The sequence below is a fragment of the Streptococcus infantis genome (assembly GCF_047465185.1).
In the GTDB taxonomy this organism is placed as follows: domain Bacteria; phylum Bacillota; class Bacilli; order Lactobacillales; family Streptococcaceae; genus Streptococcus; species Streptococcus infantis_O.
In genome coordinates, this window is record NZ_JASHAJ010000002.1 from 70,328 (window position 1) to 89,370 (window position 19,043).

Here is a 19,043-nt window from a genome sequence, read left to right on the forward strand (position 1 = left end):
ATGGAGAAAAAGCTAACAAGCTATTCCATGCTCTCGAGCTCATCCATATCTTTTTCATACTTCTTCTGAGCCCATTCACCATAACTTTTCAAACCTAAGTTACCAATAAAGACCCAAGGAAGATAAAAGATATAGGTAAATACCCAAGCAAAAATGTATTTAAGATGTAGAGGGTTATGCTGATATATTTCGATATTGAACTGGTAGTTCTGTAGCATCAAGGTAGCTGTAATCACTAGAGTTAATAACAGACATCCTAAAATTGTAAAATGAAAACGACTATAGTAAGTCACACCTAGACTTCTAGCACGATTGATAAAGTAAAAAGTCCCTATGATAATAATAACGAGAAGCATACTTGGATTAAAAAGGCTTGGTGCTAACACTGCTATGAAATAAGTTAGAAACAATAATCCGATAGAAATATAAAAACTCTCTGCACTAGCTTTATTCATCAGTTGTTCTTCTCTTTCGTCTAGTAATTGATAATAAAAAAATCTATTTTTCATCTTCTTCCTCCCAAAATAATTGATCCAACGTTTTCCCTAAGCATCTACAAATGGATTGACAAAGTGAAAGCGAAGGATTGTACTTTCCAGCTTCTATCAAACCGATAGTCTGCCTAGTGACACCCACAGCTTCTGCCAAATCACCTTGTGTCATATCAAGCTCCACTCGAGCTAACTTTAATTTTAAATTCTTAGCCACTTGTTACCTCCTCCTTAATTTTAAAAGTCGCGCTTCTTTTTTTAACTTTATTATATCATATATTTTACATTATGCAATATATATCTGTCATTTTGTGAGATTTTTTTTACAAAAAACTCTCTACCACTTACATGATAGAGAGTTCTCTGTTTACAAATCTTTTTGATAATAGTGCCTTTGTCCAGTGTAGGGATAGTCTTTTAAGGTAAAGACTTCCTTGTAGCCCTGCTTTTGATAAAAGGCTGGCGCTTGAAACTGATAGGTATTCACAAAAGCAAAGCGACAGTTTCTCTTTTTAGCTTCACTTTCTGCTTGGTGCAATAGTTGGGATCCGATTCCTTGTCCTCGCAAGTCCTCCTTCACAAACAAATACTCAATTTCTAACCAATTCCCGAAAGTCTCTGCTACTAAGCCAGCCATGATTTCACCATATTCATCTTCGACATAAAGGTTTAGTGGCTCACTTTCAGCAACTTCTCTTTTGGAACGATTATAGGAGCGAATCAAGTCTCCTATAATTTGCGATTTCTGAGACTCTGTATTTTCCAATCTTACCTGCATCCAAACCTCCTCGAAGATACTTATAGCTTGATTATAGTCTTATTACCAAGAACTGTCAAACTAGAAAGCTCATCAACCAGAGTTGATGAGCTTATAACTTATTTTCTAAATTTCCATTGGCTATAAATACCAAAAGCAACAATCCAGATAGCTGAACCTCTGGCTCCCATTACAGTTGATTCTTGTAAAAAGAGAGTTCCGAATACAAAGATGAAGAAGAGCATAGTCAGAGGATTTAGCAAGCGATATTGGGGCATGAGATAGCCATCTGCCATAAAGTCCTTTGACTTGCGATACTTAAGATGGGCCACCATGATCAAGATGTAGATGGCGATATAAACACCTGATGAAGAAGCTGTAATCAAAGCAAAGGCATCTGATACGCCAGGAAGTACATTGATGAAGGCTGCTAGACCAATCAATACCGCAGAAGCAATGATAGCATTCTGAGGAACGTTGTGGCGTGAAAGTGTATCTGCCTTAATAGCTTTCAAGAAACGATTTGGTGAATCATGGGCAATTTGGTACAAGTGACGACCTGTTGAGTAAAGAGTTGAATTCAAGGCTGACGCAGCGGAAGTCAAGACAACAAAGTTAATCAAGGCCGCCGCCCACTTAAGACCAACAAGTTCAAATACCGTTACAAATGGTGAATCCGTCGCAGAAAGCTCACGCCAAGGAATAATAGACATGATTGCAAGCAAAGCCCCACCGTAGAAGAAGATAATTCGCAAAGGAATTTCCTTAACCGCCTTGGGCAATACTTTCCGAGGATCCTTAGTTTCAGATGTGGTTACACCGATAAATTCAATCATCAAGTAAGCAAAGAAAACCATTTGAAAGGCCATGACAAAGTTCATTCCTCCATTTGGGAAAAGGGAGAATTGCTCACTAATATTGGTGAGACTTGCTGATCCATAAGGAGTTTCAAAGCCAGTCAAGACCATAAAAATACCCGTCGCAATCATGGCAAGAATAGCAACGATTTTAATCATGGCAAACCAAAATTCCACTTCACCAAATATTTTAACTGCAATCAGATTGACCAATCCTAAAATTGTTAAAAAAACAACCTGAATCAACCAAGATGGCCAAGATGGAAACCAAAACTGAACATAGTGAGCAATAGCTGTAATCTCAGCCATACCAATAAAGACTACTGATAACCAATAAGACCATACCGAGAAATATCCCCAGCCCTTTCCAAGATAGCGAGTAATAAAATTAATAAAGGTGTGTTGCTCTGGGTCCTGGTACAACATTTCCCCGATAGCACGCATCATGAGATACATGAAGCCACCTGTAATCATATAGACCAAGACAATCGAAGGTCCAGTTAAACTGATAGACCGACCAGCCCCAAGAAATAATCCCGTACCAATCGTTCCTGCAATTGCCATAACCTGAACATGGCGATTGGTTAGGCCACGCTCCATTTTACTTTTCTTTTTGTGCTTTTTTTCTGAATTCATCTAGTCTCCTTAAGTTTTTAAAAAATAAGAAAAGGAGTGATAGAAAACGCTTTCCCTAAATCCACTCCTCCTTTTTATCCTATTAAGCGGTTTTTTCAACCTTTAAGATTTTAACATCATAGCTTCCAGCAGGTGTTTCGATCGTAACAACATCACCTTTTTTCTTACCAATCAATGCTTGACCAATTGGGCTTTCATTTGACACTTTTCCTGCAAAAGCATCTGCTCCAGCTGAACCAACGATAATGTATACTTCCTTTTCGTCTTCTCCAACTTCTTGGATTGTTACAGTTTTTCCGATAGCAACTTCATTTTTAGCAACGGCATCACTGTTAACGATTTCTGCATAACGAATTTTTGTTTCCAAGCTTGATATTTGTCCTTCAACAAAGGCTTGTTCATCCTTAGCTGCTTCATACTCACTATTTTCTGACAAATCACCGTATGAACGAGCAATCTTGATACGTTCTACGACTTCTGGACGACGTACTAATTTTAATTCTTCTAATTCTTTTTCGAGTTTTTCCTTTTCTTCAAATGTCATTGGATAAGTTTTTTCTACCATTTTTCTCAACTTTCTTTTGATTGTTTTAATAAAATTTACTTTTTTAAAGCAAAATTATGTGGAAAACCACATAATTTTAGTTTGTGCTATTTGATTGGTTTAATTTACTATTAATATGTTCTTGAACATTTTTGTCATGTTCTTCCAGTGTTGTTGAATAGTAAACCTTACCATCTTGAACATTGGCCACAAAGTAGAGATAGTCACTCTTTGTTTGATTGATACTTGATTCGATAGCATCCAAGCTAGGGCTGTCAACTGGTCCAGGCATTAGACCTACTTTTGTATAGACATTGTATGGTGAATCAATTGAAGTATCAATAGCTGCATCATCAGAAAGACTGATGTTTTGACCAAGTTTTCCTTCTGCGTAAAGGATAGCGATATTACTTTGAAGTGGCATACCCAGGTTCAAACGATTATAAAATACACCAGCAATCAGCTTGCGATCCTCTGTTTTTGCTCCTTCTTTCTCAACAAGAGAGGCAATTGTTAAGAGCTCATTTACTGTTAAGTTCTTTTCTTTGATTGTAGCATAGTGACTAGATAGATTTTTATCCATAGCAGCTAGCATTTCATCAATTAAACTTCCAACAGTTGTACTTTCTTTGATTGTAAAAGTCGCAGGGAAAAGATAACCTTCTAAACGGTAACGAACACCACTATCTTTGGCTGGCAAGCTTGCAAGCAGGTTTGGATATTTGGCAACCTCTTGAGCAATAAAGGTCTCATCTTGAACTTTAGCCAAAAATGCTTCCGCTGTCAAAGGTTCCTTAAAGTTGCCTTGAAGTTGCCCAATAGTTTGAGCAATTTGCTCTAAAGTATATCCCTCTGGAATAGTCAAGCTTGCAAGTGTAACCTCTTGAGGTTCAGGTGTACCACCCTTTTGCAACTCTTTAATGATATCTTCAACGCTCATACTCTTTTGAAGATTATAATAACCAGATTTTAATTCATTATAGTTTTTATACTTGACATAAAGTGTAAAGATCAAACCATTTTTAATGACACCAGATTTTTCCAACGTTGAACCAATTTCTTGAGCATTAGATCCATCTGGAATCTGAACAGTCATATATTGTTTAGAACTTGGATCCACTGGTTGCAAGGCTGATTCAGCATAGCGAAGTCCAAAGAAACCACCAGCACCAAGTAGGATCAGCAATACCAATACTGTGACTAAAAATCCTTTCAAGTGGGATTTTTTCTTTTTCTTAGCTGGTTTCGCAGACTCTCTCCGACTTCTTTTAGGAAGTTCATCTGCCTCAGTATTCTCCGGATGAGCATTTCCAGATGTTAATTCTTCTTGGTTAGTTGCAAAACTTACAGTTCCTTTATCTTCAAGTGATTTTTCATGAGTACGGTAGGAAACTGAAACCTTAGTTGGTATCGAATTAATTTCATCGTTATCTGAGATTAATTGAGGTGACTCAACGGATACTTCTTTCGCAGCTTCTTCTGCAACTTCCTCTTTAAGGTCTGGGCGAGGAGGAACCACAGGTGCATTCTCAATCAATTGTTCAACATTTGAAACAGAATTAGCAATCAGTTCTTCTTCAGGAGTTATTACTCGTTCTTCCGTTTCTGCATCAGAAGAGTTCATCAAATTTGATAAGAGGTCATTTGTTTGTTCTGTTAAATTTTCCTCTTTCTTTAATCGTTCTAAGTCTCGCAAGATCTGCTCTTTAAAACTCAACTTTTCTTCATTTGAATTTTCGCTCAAAGGTATTTACCTCCTTGTTAATAATCCTTAATATTATATCTTAAAAACCAGAGAAAAGCAACCTTAGAAGCCTTTCTACTCACTAATTCTTGTTTTCCCAGACCATATCATACCATTCTTCTCCCGCAAATTGGGACTTAGACTTTCCTTCATTGACAAAACCATGCTTCTCATAGTATTCAATAAGGTAGTCATGACAGGTTAGATTGATCCCCTCTCGTTCATGCTTAAAAGCCACTTCTTTCAATGCGGTCAGGAGTTTTTTCCCTAGTCCTAGAGATTGAGCTTTTTTGGCTATAGAAAGACAAGTCACAGATATATATCCGCCTTTTTGATGACTATGGTCTTTTATTTCTTCAGTGAAAGACTGGTCTTTTAAATAACGATGAGGGATTACCGGACCTTCGATATAACCGAGTATCTCCCCCTCTTTTTCAGCCACTAGAAAGCTCGTTTTTATTTCCTTTAAGTGTGCTTCAAAGACAGATCGAGGTATGGCTTCCTCAATTGAAAAATTTTCTAATTCAATCTCTAAAATATGGTCTAAATCACTCAGTCTAGCTTGTCGAATAATCATAGTTCCTCCTGATAAAAGGGATTCTTCCACCACATGAGAAAATCAACTTCATTGCCGACTCCCAGGTCTACTATTCCTTGCTCCATAAATTCATTCATCTCAAAATAAGACAGCAATTCATCTTTACAGACCAGATAAATAGCTGGACTATTTTGTTGAAGAGCAACTTGTTTCATGGCTGCAAGCAACAAGGTTCCAAATCCTTGCCCCTGATAATTCGGATGAACAGATAAAGCATCAATCACAAGATTTCCATTACTAATAGCTTCTCCATCTGCCATCTCTACTATCCATCTACTTACTGAGGATGTAGCAAAATCTGTCGCTGAAATATAAGCAATCACCTGATCATCCAAACTAGCTAAGAGAAACGTATCCGCAAAATTACGGATACGTTCTTCTATTATTTCTCTATTAAATGTTTCTTGGAAGTTTTGAGTACTCTCCTGTATCAAGCAAACCTGCTCGATATCAGATTGCTGAACTTCCCTTATTTTAATTGGAAATTCCATGGTGTTCCTTACTGAACATTACTTGTCAAATTAGACAAGAGACGTTCGAATGAGTATTCATATGATTGAATGTCACCTGCTCCCATAAAGACGTATACAGCATTGTCATGGTCTAAGAGTGGAGACACATTTTCAACAGTGATAACTTGATGTTTTTTATCAATCTTAGCTGCTAAATCTTCAACTTTAACATCACCATGGTCAACTTCACGAGCTGATCCATAGATTTGTGCTAAGTAAACTGCATCAGCCTGATTCAAAGCTTGTGCAAAATCATCCAACAAAGCAATTGTACGAGTAAAAGTATGAGGTTGGAAAATAGCAACGATTTCCTTGCTTGGGTATTTTTGACGTGCAGCATCTAGGGTTGCGATAATTTCAGTTGGGTGATGCGCAAAATCATCGATGATGACTGTATCGTTAACAATCTTCTCTGTAAAGCGACGCTTAACGCCTCCAAAAGTATTCAAGTGTTCACGTACTAAATCCAAGTCAAAGCCAGCAGTATAAAGCAAACCAATCACTGCGGTTGCATTCATGATATTGTGGCGTCCGAAAGTTGGAATGTGGAATTGACCCAATTCTTGACCACGGAAGTGAACTGTGAAGGTTGAACCAGTAGTAGAACGAAGCAAGTCACTTGCTACAAAGTCATTGTTTTCTGCTTCAAAACCATAATAGTAAATTGGAGCATCAGATGTAATCTTACGCAACTCAGCATCTTCACCATAGACAAACAAACCTTTACTGATTTGTTTCGCATAATCATTGAAGGCGTTGAAGACATCCTCTAAGCTTGTGAAATAGTCAGGATGGTCAAAGTCGATATTAGTAATAATAGAGTACTCTGGGTGATATGGCATGAAATGACGCTCGTACTCGTCTGATTCGAAGACAAAATACTTGGCATTTTCAGAACCACGACCTGTACCATCTCCAATTAGATAGCTTGTATCAGTGATGTGTGACAAAACGTGAGAAAGCATACCTGTTGTTGAAGTCTTACCGTGTGCTCCGGCAACACCCATGCTGATAAAGTCACGCATAAAGCTACCAAGAAATTCATGATAACGTTTATAGCTTAGTCCATTCTTGTCTGCATAAGCAATTTCAACATTGTTATCTGGACGAAAGGCATTCCCAGCGATAATTTCTATATCCCCTTGAAGATTGTTCTCATCAAAAGGCAAAATTTTGATTCCTGCTTGCTCTAAGCCACGTTGTGTAAAGTAGTATTTCTCTACATCAGATCCTTGGACCTTATGCCCCATTTGGTGCAACATCAAGGCCAGGGCACTCATCCCTGATCCTTTAATTCCGATAAAATGATAGGTTTTTGCCATCTTTTTCCCCTTTACTCTGTCATATTTGTCAAGTTCAACTCTTGAGCAATTTTACGCACTTTTTCTGATTGATTTTCTTTTTTGTTATAAATCTGGCTTTTCTTTAAAAAATCATAATTATTTCTCTTTGGTCCAAGATACTCTTCTTTGCTTGTCTCCTGGATCTGTGGAGCTATTTCAGCCAAAATATAATGGCTCTGAGTTAATTTGTCACTATATTTGGCAAGCTCACCAGGATTTTCCTTTTGGAAAGGAGCTGTTGGCTGATTTGCCTGTCTTACTACATTATTTGAAGATTTATGGCGTTTTGTAAAACTAACATCTTGTGTCAAATACTTTGCTGAACGTTTTCGTTTCAAATCAGCTCTAGCTTCCTCACGAGCAAGTTCAGCGTAGGATTTTTCCTTATTTTCAGTCAGTTTCTCTGGCGCCTTAGTCGATGACTTTTTTTCAGTAGTAATTGGCGACCATTCCAAGTAGTTTTTATCTTGGTAGTCTCCCTTAATATTACTAATGAGATCCGACTCATCATATAAATTCATAAATGGCATCTCTGTCAGCATAATTTCATCATCTGACACTATTGGAAATCGTTCTAGCTTCATTTTTATTTCCTTTCAATACTCCATTATAGCGTAAAGTCTTGATTTTTCAAGTCTTGGCTTCAGAAATTCCTAATATTTCTTGAATTTCAGTAAGTGTGAGACTTCCACGAGACTCTGTTCCATCCAATACTTCTGATACCAGATTTCTTTTCTGTTCCTGCAACTCTTGAATCTTCTCCTCGATTGTGCCTCTGGTTACCAGACGATAAACCTCAACAGCTTGGTCTTGTCCCATACGGTGGGCCCGGCCAATAGCCTGCGATTCAACTGCCGGATTCCACCATAAATCTACCAGAATAACTGTATCCGCACCAGTAAGATTGAGACCAACTCCACCAGCTTTTAGAGAAATCAAAAACACATCGCGCTCACCTTGGTTAAAAGCCTTGGTCATTTCTTGACGCTCCTGTGATGGTGTAGAGCCAGTAATCTTAAAGGAAGTTAAGCCAAGCTGAGGCAACTCCTTTTCGATCCGATCAAGCATTCCCCTAAATTGAGAGAAGATGAGTACACGATGATTTCCCTCAGCAATTTGACTTAGCAGATCTCGTAAACTATCAAGCTTCCCGCTATCTCCCTTATAATCCTCCATAAATAGAGCTGGAGTATCACAAATCTGTCGAAGACGCATGAGTCCTGTTAAAATTTCAACTCGATTTCGTTGAAATTCTGCATCGGTCACTTGTCCCAAACGCTCTTGCATCTGTTGAAGTTGAGCTAGATAGATAGCCTTTTGCTGGTCCTCCAGTTCATTTTTATAAACGACTTCTATCAGATCAGGTAACTCTGTAAGAACATCCTCTTTTTTTCGACGCATGACAAATGGTTTGATAAACTGTGCCACTCTCTCAGCAGGCAATTTCATAAAGTCTTTTTTTGCTGGCAAAAGTCCTGGCAAGACAATCTGAAAGATAGACCATAATTCCCCTAGATTATTTTCAATTGGTGTTCCGGAAAGAGCAAAGACTGATGGAACCACAAACTTTCTCAAAATCTTAGCAATTTTGGTTTGGGCATTTTTCATCACTTGGGCTTCATCTAGAAATAGAAAATCAAAAGATAAATTTCGATAGATTTCACTATCCTGACGGAAAGTGGCATAACTGGTCACATAGACCTGATGTTTTTCTGCTAATATAGTCTCGCGATAAGGCTTCAATCCATGCACAACAACTACATCCAAATTTGGTGCAAATTTTTGAAACTCATCGGCCCAATTATAGATGAGACCCGATGGAGCAAGAATCAAGACACGGCTGTTCTCCTGAAGCTGGCTACTCAGAAAGGCAATAGCTTGCAAGGTCTTACCAAGTCCCATATCATCCGCTAAAATCCCACCAAATCCATAATGGTGAAGCATTTGAAGCCATTGAATCCCCTTTTTCTGATAATCTCTGAGATCAGCTTTGATATTCAGAGCTGTCATCGGAAAATCCTCTGGATGCGTCAAATCGTGGGCCAAATGACGAAATTCTTCGGTAAATGTTACTTGGTCTTGATCCTTAAAAAGATGAGAAAGGGTATAAGCCAAAGATTTCCGTGCATGGAAAGAATCACTCTCTATCTCTTCCATTCCCAAATCATCCAAATTCTGACGGATACGTTTGGTCTCTTCGTCGAAATAATAAACCTGGTTAGTGGAAGAAATATAATAATCTTGCTTTTCAACCAGAGTCTTCATTGCTCGATTGATTTCTTCTTGATCTATATCTTGAAAATCAAATTGAATTTCTAAAAGACTCCCCTTGGATGAGATATGAATTTGAGGTTTCTGAACCTGATAAAGATTTTGCAAGCTCTCAGAAATCTTTAATTCTCCTAGTGCTTCAAAGGCTGGTAATACTTCCTGAAAGAACGTATGGACTGCTTCGGCTTTCAAACTCTGACGCCATGAACGAAAATCTGCTTCAAATCCAGCAGATAAGGCCAACTGAAAAATCTGTTTTTCCAATTGAATGTCACTAGCAAAAGGGAGCTTCTCTAGTTCATTACGATTGGTTACTAGGCAAGTTTCATATTGAAATTGCATATCTAATCGAATAGAACCATCCTCTTCACGATCCATGTAAAAAGACGGACGGAAGGATTGGATATGAAGCGACTCAGGAGCCTCTACTTTTCCGAGCTCTTTAAACTGGGACAAGGTCGAAGCTAAGAGATCTCGATCGCTAGTATCAAACTGTAAAATCTTCCTACCACTATGATCTAAAGGAACTTTTCTAAGCGCATCTAATAAACTAGCCTGTTTTTTCGTCAATAGGTAAAAATTGCCTTTAGAGAATAAAACTTGTCCCCCATAAAAGACATTGACCCCTGTCCGTTCGAGGATTTCCATCTCATAATAGTTGGATTTTTCTTCAATCTCAAAAGAAAACAAACCTGCTTGGCCATCAAAATCTTGGAAAAGAAGATGGTGATAAGTTGCAAGCTGGTGATCAAATTGGAATACATCTAAGCCCATCAGAAGACTGACACCTTGCTCAAAAAAAGTCTTAGGGAAATAAAGATGTCGCCCTTGATTTTGGAAAAAAATAGAATTGTCCGTTTTCTCCTCAACCAGTCCTAGCAAGAAACTCAAAACTTCTTGGCTGGCTTTATCAAAATACTCAAGTCTTAATGAGGTCTCGTAATGTTTTCCAATCATGTAGGGTTTGGTAGCTTCTATGACTTTTAAGAAAAGAGGGATATCCCTAATCACATAAAACTTTTCTTGCTGAGAAAGGCCAATTCTTAAAGTCCAAACAATGCGATTGGTACCTGCTTCTACCTGTCCTTGAGCAGAAAGCTGATAGATATTGGCTTGGCGTGGAACTTGGATAGACTCCAAGAATTTTCCTCCGAAAGTCACTTGTGTCTCAACAGTCTCCTTCTCTTCCTGATTAGCCTCCAGATTGAGCAAGATTTCCTGTCCTAGCTGATCATTTTTAAGGTAATATTCCAGTGCTGCCAAATGAACACAGTAGCCTCTTTTTTTGAAAAAAGCACAGGTACAAAAAATCAAATCATCATCCAAACTATAGCGAATTTCTTCATCCGCTACATGCGCATAGATGCGATGGTCTTGTTCTTTGATGATTTCAATCTGACCAGTTTCGTAGAGTTCTACTCCCTCCATTCGAAGCTTTCCTGGAATCAATTTAGCCATAGTGTCCCCTTTACTTTATCTCTTAATTATACCATATTTCTGCCTATGAAAATAGCCTTCTAGGAAGACTTTTCTCCTAAAAGGCTAGTTTTTAATGATTTGAAAAAGTGGCAATGATTCGTTGGCAAACTTCTTCCAACACAGATGTCGGCATGGCTACATTCAAGCGAGCGTGAAGGGCTCCTTCCTCACCAAAGTCCAAGCCCCTATTCAGGATAACCTTGGCTTCGTCTCTCAAGAGTTTTCTTAGTTCTTCATCGCTAATATCATAGGCTGAAAAATCAAGCCAAATAAGATAGGTCCCTTGAGGTTTCATGACCTTGATTTTAGTTTCTTTACCAAACAAATCGACTACATAATTAATGTGCTTCTCGATTAGTTCTTTGAGTTCTGTCAACCAATCTTCACCATAGCGATAGGCAGCTTCTGTTGCTAAGTATCCTAATCCTGAAATTTCATGTTGATTATTCGCAAGCTGGCGTTTTTGGAAAGCAAGTCTCAACTTAGGATTTTCGATAATAGCGTAGGAATTCTTGGTTCCTGCAATATTGAAAGTTTTGGTAGCACTACTTAAAATCAGTGAAAATTCTTTGAAGTCTTTATTTACCGTGTTGAATGACTGGTGTTTATGTCCAAACAAGGCCAAGTCTTGGTGAATCTCATCTGAAACTAGCAAGACTCCATGTTTTTGACACAGTTGTCCAATCTTCTCTAAGACTTCCTTCTCCCAAACACGTCCACCAGGATTATGAGGATTGCAGAGAACATAGAGTTTCACTTCCTCTTCGACAAAATCTTTCTCCAATTGATCAAAGTCAATTTCAAAAAGTCCGTCTTTTTCTACTAGAGAGTTGGTGATTAGTCTACGATTATTGAGCTTAATACTGCGAGCAAAAGGAGGATAAACCGGTGTGTTAATGAGGACTGCTTCACCTTCCTTGGTGAAAGCTTGAATGGCTGTTGAAATGGCAGGTACTACTCCTTCGATAAAGACTAGAGCATCCTTATCAAAGCGATATCCATGATGTTTTTCCTCCCAGTTTTGAACAGCTTCAATCAACCCATCACTAGCATAGGTATAGCCATAGACTAATTGCTCAGCGTAGTCATGAACAGTCTGACGAATCTCAGGTAACACTTCAAAGTCCATATCAGCAATCCAGGCTGGCAATACTTCTCGGTCATTCTCTGCTTCTTTCCATTTGTAGGTATGATGTCCAAAACGATTGGGCAAGGTCGTAAAATCATATTTTCCCATAGTTTTATCATCCTTCCAAGGCTTGACGCAAGTCTTCAATCAAATCTCTAACATCCTCAATACCAATAGACAAGCGCAAGAGATCGTCTGTTAGACCATAAGAATGACGAACCTTTGCAGGAATGTCAGCATGGGTTTGAGTAGTTGGGTATGTAATCAGACTTTCAACCCCACCTAAACTTTCAGCAAAAGAGAATACTTTCAAGGTATTTAAGATATGAGGAATACGCTTCTCATCTGCTACTTTAAATGAAATCATCCCCCCACGTCCTGTATACAAGACTTCTTTGACAGCAGGCGATTGTTCTAGAAAGGCTACGATTTCTTGAGCATTGGCTGTTGAGCGCTCCATACGAAGTGACAAAGTTTTAAGCCCACGAATCAATTGATAACTATCAAATGGTGATAAAACAGCCCCTGTCGTGTTGAGATTGTAAAAGAGTTTTTCGTATAAATCAGCACTATCTGTCACAACTACACCAGCTAGAACATCATTATGTCCTGCAAGGTATTTTGTCGCTGAATGAAGGACTATATCTGCCCCGTATTCAATTGGACGTTGATAGATTGGACTGTAGAAGGTATTGTCCACGACAACTTTAGCACCCTTAGCATGAGCTAATGTTGACAATTTTTCAATATCAAATTCCAACATCAAAGGGTTGGTTGGTGTTTCAATATAGAGTACATCCACATCCTTTTCTAGCTCAGCAATCAACTCTTCTTCTGTGTTTGCATAGGTAAAATGGAAGCGACCTTCCTGTTCCACTTGATTGAACCAGCGGAAAGAACCACCGTAAAGGTCACGGACAGCCAAAACCTTACTTCCTACTGGAAAGACACTAAAGGCCAACACAATCGCAGACATACCTGAACTAGTCGCTAAAGCATACTTGGCTGATTCAATAGCTGCCAAGACTTCCTCTGCCTTGCTACGAGTTGGATTTTTTGTGCGGGTATAGTCAAATCCCGTTGATTGACCAAATTCTGGGTGCTGATAAGTCGTTGAAAAGTGAATTGGTGTTACCAAAGCACCTGTTGCTTCATCAGACTTGATCCCTGCTTGGGCTAAAATTGTGTTGATATGAAATGATTTGCTCATACTTTACCTCCAAATCTATAGTAACTATTGTACCACTTATTTTGGATCCTTCGTTTTCTTGTTTTCAAGAGCTAGTTATAGTTTCAAACTATACAAAAACGATAGCTTCCTGAGAAACTATCGTTTTTCCTGTTGAATAGACTGATTATTTAACGTGTTTTGCTAATTCTTCTTGGGCTTTTTTATTAGATTCTTCTTTTTCTTTCAGCCATTTTTGTCTAGCTTCTTCATACTCAGCTGTTGTGACAATCTTATCTTGTAACTTAACGTATTTGTAGGACTCAACACCCTTGTTACCCGCTTGAGAGAAGGCAGCAGAGAATGGAACTGTTTTTCTGATTCCTGGTGTTCCACCAAGAGATACGCTTGGAAGCGTGAGAGAGCTATCCACCAACCAAGCTTGTGCTTCAGCGTATTTGTCATAACGTTTTGTCAAATCTTGTTCAGCATTGGCTTCTTCTAGCATCTTAGTGTAGGTATCTAAGCCAACCGCAGTTGCTTTAGCATTACTTTCACCAGGTTCTAAGCCAAGGTTTTGCAATGAACCACCACTTGTTAAGCTAAGTGTATCAAGATAAGTTGATGGATCCTGGTAGTCAGGGCTCCAACCACCATTGTAGAGGTCATAATCTTTTTGGGCAGCTGTGTTAGCAAGATAACCAATGCTATCCATTTCTTCTGTAGTAAGCATTTGAATATCGATGACGACATTATCTGCACCCAAGACGGACTCGATAGATTGTTTGAAGGAACTTGCCTCTTGGACACCCTTCTTATATGATTGGTCTACTGGCAAGTCTAGGTGAATAGGGAATTGTACGCCTTTAGCTTCCAATTCTTTCTTGGCTTGTGCAAAAGCTTCTTTGGCCTTATCAGCATTATAATAGGCATCTTGTGCATCCGCAAAGTTCACATTTTGCCATACTTGGCCGTAGTTAACCATCTTAGAAGCGACGACATCCCCAAAATCTTTACCATCAAGAGTTACAAATGAAGGTGGAACGAGCAAGTTTCTGATAATCTTTGTTGCTCCCTCTTCCCCTTGTGACTGAGCTCCATAAGCTGTACGGTCATAGGCAAAGTTAATGGCTTGACGGAATGATTTGTTTAAAACTGCTTCTTGTTGAGCTGTCTTTTCAGCGTCTGTCGTTTTTGATGTGTGGTTATAAGATTTTCTATCTAAGTTAAAGTTAAAGTAGAAAGAAGTCGCAGTTTGCATACTGTAGATAATATTATCCTTGTATTTCTCTTGCACACCTGCAAAACTTGAACTATTTGGATAGAGACGGGCAAAACTATAGACACCTTCACTAAAGTTACGAACAAGCGCATCTTGGTCGCTTCCATCATAGTATGTCAACTTGACATCATCTACAAATACATTTTTTGCATCCCAATAGTTTGGATTTTTCTTGTATTCAAGTACAGATTTAGATGTGAATGATTTTAGGATGAATGGACCATTATACAAGATATTTGCTGGATCCACCTTACCAAAATCATCCCCTTTTGAGTTCAAAAAGTCCGCATTTACTGGGAACAGAATAGTTGCAGTTGTTTTTGAATTCCAATAAGGTTCTGGTTGAGTCAAAGTATATTGAACAGTCTGGTCGTCAATAGCTTTTACTCCAACTGTTGAAAAGTCTTTAGTTTTTCCGCTAACATAGTCTGCCAAACCAGCAACAGAATCTTGCACTAAATACAAGGCTTCTGAATTTTTATCTGCAGCATATTTCAAACCTGTCACAAAATCTTGTGCTGTTACAGGCGCATACTCTTCACCATCTGCTGTGTACCATTTGGCGTCCTTACGAAGTTTGTATGTATAAGTCAAACCATCTTGGGAAACAGACCAATCTTCTGCCAATGAAGGAATGTAGTTCCCATATTGGTCATTTTCCATCAAGCCATCTACCAAGTTTGTGACAACATCACCTGTTGTTGCACGGTTTTCTACTAGATAGTTAAGACTAGAAGGATCGTTACTGTATACATAATTGTAAGTCTTTGTAGAACTAGCTGAACTACCACAAGCAGTCAATAGTAAACCAGCACTTAAGACGACGCCTGCCAACGTCAGATATTTTGCCTTAGACTTTTTCATCTCCAGAACCTCCAAATTTAAATATTTGTATCATTATACAGTTAAAGTTTTTTTTAGTCAAGCATTTATGTGTTAAAAATTTACATTTTTCTACATTTTTTATATTTTTTTATATTTTTTAAAGAAAAAAAGAACAATCTAAACTTTTTTTCTTTAAAAGTTCAAACTGTTCGTTTTATTTATAAAGCATTATGATAATTTTAATCGTGCTCTCAACTGGTCAGCTTTTGCCTTTCCAATAACCTTATCCAAGAGTCGAGTATAAAGACTCATGATTCCGTAGAGGCCACCGCCGATTACAGCAATAAAGGCGACATAGATAAAACTCCAGAAACGTCCAGTTGGATGGAAAACAAATCCAAGAATCCACTGCAAGAATCCAACTAGGATGAACATCACTAAAGTCAAAATTGTGACTAAAATTGTTCTCTTCAAGATAATCTTATGGCGAGCACCAGTAATCTGACAGATTTCACGGTACATTAAAACAATTGGGATAATGAGACCGATGGTCGTTGAAATTAATGGTCCATAACTGTGGAAAATCGCTATTGATGGTAGTTGTAAAACGATCTTAGCAAGTGAACCATAGACAAAATATAAAACTGCCTTACGGTTACGGAACATAGCCTGAAGCATTGGAGACAAGACCATGTACAAACCTAGAATTGTTGACTGCAAGACTGCAAAGACAAACAAGCCCAAAGCCAAACTATCAGGTTTACCGTAAAAGACTGTATAGAGGGGTTCCCCTACCATGACTACTCCAACCGTTGCAGGTAGTAGGAATAAGAAGAGCATAGTAATACTATCTTGCACCAACCGAGAAGCTGCTGGTAAATCACCCTTGACATAGTTCTCGGTCAAGAGGGGCAAACCAACGCTACCGATTGATACTCCTACGGAAATCAAAATCATGGTGATTTTATTAGGATTGGCAGAGAAATAAGAAAACATGACAACCAAATCTTCATTACTGTAGTTGGTAAACCACTTCATGCTATTAATGAAGGTCATTTGGTCCAAGATTTGGAAAAGTTGAATAGCTGAACCTGTTATAATAAAAGGAATAGCTTCCTTAATCGTATCAACCAGTAGACTCTTACTATCAATCTTATCTCGAGTTTCAAATACTTTTTGAAGCAAACCTTCCTTGTAAAGGAAATAAAGTAAGACAGCGAAGCTAGCTACCATTCCCACAAAAGCCGCAAAGGTAGATTGGGTAACCGCCGATAGATAATCTCTTGAACCAAGTTTCATGATGATAAAGGTTGCCAAGAGCATCCAAATAACACGGATAACCTGCTCAGCGATTTGGCTCATAGCATAAGGCTTGAGATTATTCATTCCTTGGAAAAATCCACGGATAACACTCATAGACGGGAAAATCAAGACAGCCCAAGCTAAACTCTGCATAATGGGAATCAAGTCCTTACCGACACCCGAAAGATCCGCTAACCAAGGCGCAAAGAGATATAAGATCAAAGCAAAGGCAAGTCCCAATACAGTCATAAAGCCTAAGAAGCTTCGAATCAGGGCAAAACTATGCTCTTCCTCATGCATGGTATTGTATTTAGCGACCTGCTTAGCGACCGCCACTGGGATACCTGCTGTCGAAATCAATAAGAACCAGGCGTAGATATTGTAACCCATGGTAAAGAGACCGTTAGCCGTTGCAGCATATGTTCCCATCCAAATATACCAAGGGATGATGTAAATAGCCCCGAGCAGGCGACTGATAAAGTTACTAGCTGTAAGCCAGGCAGTCCCGCGTAACATCTGGGCCTGCTGATGATTATTTTCGTTAGACATAACTTCCTCATTCAATTTTAATAACTAGGAAATGTTCCTTATCTTCCATTATAAACTTTTCCTTGTTACTTGTAAAATTCAGACTTTCAGTTTACAATAGAAAGTATGATAAAGATTGAAACCGTATTAGATATTTTAAAGAAAGACGATCTCTTCCGTGAGATTATCGACCAAGGACATTACCACTATAATTTTAATGATGTAACTTTTGATAGCATCTGCTACGATAGCCGAAAAGCAAAAGATAATAGCCTCTTTTTTGTAAAAGGAGCTGCTTTTAAGAAGGAATTTCTTCTTTCGGCAATCTCACAAGGACTCGGTTGGTATGTAGCCGAGCAGGACTACGAAGTAGGCATTCCTGTCATCGTTGTTAGCGATATTAAGAAGGCCATGAGTTTGATTGCCATGGAATTTTATGGTAACCCGCAGGAAAAACTAAAACTTCTTGCTTTCACTGGTACTAAAGGAAAAACTACGGCAGCTTACTTTGCCTACAATATCTTAAATCAGCAACATCATCCAGCTATGTTATCGACCATGAACACGACCTTGGACGGAAAAACTTTCTTCAAGTCTGCTCTGACAACACCTGAAAGCATCGACCTCTTTGATATGATGGCGCAGGCAGTTGATAATGGAAGAAGCCACCTTATTATGGAAGTTTCTAGTCAAGCCTACTTGGTGAAGCGAGTCTACGGCCTCACTTTTGATGTAGGTGTGTTCCTAAATATCAGTCCTGACCATATTGGTCCTATTGAGCATCCAACCTTTGAAGACTACTTCTACCACAAGCGTCTCTTGATGAAAAATAGCCGAGCAGTTGTCATTAATAGCGATATGGACCACTTCTCTGTTCTAAAAGAACAAGTAGAAAATCAAGAACATGACTTCTACGGTAGCCAATCTGATAACCAAATCGAAAACTCCAAAGCCTTTAGCTTCTCAGCTACTGGTAAATTAGCTGGTGATTATGACATCCAGTTGATTGGACATTTTAACCAAGAAAATGCCGTGGCTGCTGGACTTGCCTGCCTTCGTTTAGGTGCTAGTCTTGAAGACATTAAAAAAGGGATTGCTACAACACGCGTTCCTGGCCGTATGGAAGTTCTCACTCAGAAAAATGGCGCAAAAGTTTTCATCGACTACGCCCATAATGGTGATAGCTTGAAGAAATTGATCTCAGTCGTTGAAACACATCAGACTGGAAAGATTGCTTTAGTACTCGGATCAACAGGAAACAAGGGAGAAAGCCGTCGCAAGGACTTTGGACTTCTCCTCAATCAACATCCTGAAATTCAAGTATTCCTTACGGCTGACGATCCAAACTATGAAGATCCGATGGCCATTGCAGATGAAATTAGTAGCTACATCCATCGTCCTGTTGAAAAAATTGCTGACCGTGAACAAGCCATCAAGACTGCGATGTCAGTTACAAGTCAAGAACTAGATGCGGTCATTATCGCTGGCAAAGGAGCTGACTGCTACCAAATCATTCAAGGTAAGAAAGAAGACTATCCTGGAGATGCTGCTGTTGCAGAACGTTATCTATAGTATAT

At 38.7% G+C, this 19,043-nt stretch carries 16 protein-coding genes; 1 reads left to right on the top strand and 15 read right to left on the bottom strand.

Annotated elements, in window-relative coordinates:
* Positions 1–20: 20 nt before the first annotated feature.
* From QM382_RS03825 to QM382_RS03895, 15 genes are all read right to left on the bottom strand, one after another.
* Positions 21–509, bottom strand: a complete 489-nt coding sequence (locus QM382_RS03825) for a DUF6773 family protein (protein WP_225750536.1) — start codon at positions 507–509, stop codon at positions 21–23.
* Complete coding sequence (locus QM382_RS03830; protein ID WP_001107501.1) at positions 499–708, bottom strand: helix-turn-helix transcriptional regulator; 210 nt, start codon at positions 706–708, stop codon at positions 499–501. The genes QM382_RS03825 and QM382_RS03830 overlap by 11 nt, the downstream gene beginning before the upstream one ends.
* A gap of 150 nt (positions 709–858) precedes the next feature.
* Complete coding sequence (locus QM382_RS03835; protein ID WP_225750537.1) at positions 859–1,269, bottom strand: GNAT family N-acetyltransferase; 411 nt, start codon at positions 1,267–1,269, stop codon at positions 859–861.
* A 98-nt stretch (positions 1,270–1,367) separates the two neighbouring features.
* Positions 1,368–2,741 carry an amino acid permease gene (locus QM382_RS03840; RefSeq protein WP_195183675.1) on the bottom strand — a complete coding sequence of 458 codons (1,374 nt, stop codon included), beginning with the start codon at positions 2,739–2,741 and terminating at the stop codon, positions 1,368–1,370.
* 82 nt (positions 2,742–2,823) lie between these two features.
* Positions 2,824–3,306 (bottom strand): transcription elongation factor GreA, encoded by a 483-nt coding sequence (greA, locus tag QM382_RS03845; RefSeq protein WP_414272510.1) that lies wholly within the window; start codon positions 3,304–3,306, stop codon positions 2,824–2,826.
* Positions 3,307–3,382: 76 nt separating this feature from the next.
* Positions 3,383–5,029 (bottom strand): endolytic transglycosylase MltG, encoded by a 1,647-nt coding sequence (mltG, locus tag QM382_RS03850; RefSeq protein ID WP_414272511.1) that lies wholly within the window; start codon positions 5,027–5,029, stop codon positions 3,383–3,385.
* Positions 5,030–5,111: 82 nt separating this feature from the next.
* A complete protein-coding gene (locus QM382_RS03855) occupies positions 5,112–5,606 on the bottom strand; it encodes a GNAT family N-acetyltransferase (RefSeq protein ID WP_049495680.1) in 495 nt (164 codons plus the stop codon).
* Positions 5,603–6,118 (bottom strand): GNAT family N-acetyltransferase, encoded by a 516-nt coding sequence (locus tag QM382_RS03860; RefSeq protein WP_049495683.1) that lies wholly within the window; start codon positions 6,116–6,118, stop codon positions 5,603–5,605. The genes QM382_RS03855 and QM382_RS03860 overlap by 4 nt, the downstream gene beginning before the upstream one ends.
* A gap of 8 nt (positions 6,119–6,126) precedes the next feature.
* A complete protein-coding gene (gene murC, locus QM382_RS03865; protein ID WP_414272512.1) occupies positions 6,127–7,461 on the bottom strand; it encodes a UDP-N-acetylmuramate--L-alanine ligase in 1,335 nt (444 codons plus the stop codon).
* Between the two features lie 11 nt (positions 7,462–7,472).
* A complete protein-coding gene (locus QM382_RS03870) occupies positions 7,473–8,066 on the bottom strand; it encodes a cystathionine gamma-synthase (protein ID WP_414256083.1) in 594 nt (197 codons plus the stop codon).
* 46 nt (positions 8,067–8,112) lie between these two features.
* The gene (locus QM382_RS03875; RefSeq protein ID WP_414272513.1) at positions 8,113–11,211 is read right to left on the bottom strand and encodes a DEAD/DEAH box helicase; all 3,099 of its coding nucleotides are present in this window, start codon (positions 11,209–11,211) and stop codon (positions 8,113–8,115) included.
* A gap of 91 nt (positions 11,212–11,302) precedes the next feature.
* Positions 11,303–12,469 carry a MalY/PatB family protein gene (locus QM382_RS03880; RefSeq protein ID WP_235083964.1) on the bottom strand — a complete coding sequence of 389 codons (1,167 nt, stop codon included), beginning with the start codon at positions 12,467–12,469 and terminating at the stop codon, positions 11,303–11,305.
* Between the two features lie 7 nt (positions 12,470–12,476).
* Entirely contained in the window at positions 12,477–13,571 is a 1,095-nt protein-coding gene (locus QM382_RS03885) for a cystathionine gamma-synthase (protein ID WP_235083963.1), read from the bottom strand.
* A gap of 145 nt (positions 13,572–13,716) precedes the next feature.
* Entirely contained in the window at positions 13,717–15,675 is a 1,959-nt protein-coding gene (locus tag QM382_RS03890; RefSeq protein WP_414272514.1) for a peptide ABC transporter substrate-binding protein, read from the bottom strand.
* Positions 15,676–15,864: 189 nt separating this feature from the next.
* Positions 15,865–17,487, bottom strand: a complete 1,623-nt coding sequence (locus QM382_RS03895; RefSeq protein WP_414272515.1) for a putative polysaccharide biosynthesis protein — start codon at positions 17,485–17,487, stop codon at positions 15,865–15,867.
* Positions 17,488–17,592: 105 nt separating this feature from the next.
* On the opposite strand from QM382_RS03895, the gene QM382_RS03900 reads away from it, so the two are divergent.
* On the top strand, positions 17,593–19,038 hold the full coding sequence (locus QM382_RS03900) for a UDP-N-acetylmuramoyl-L-alanyl-D-glutamate--L-lysine ligase (RefSeq protein WP_414272516.1): 1,446 nt from the start codon (positions 17,593–17,595) through the stop codon (positions 19,036–19,038).
* The last annotated feature ends 5 nt before the right edge of the window (positions 19,039–19,043 follow it).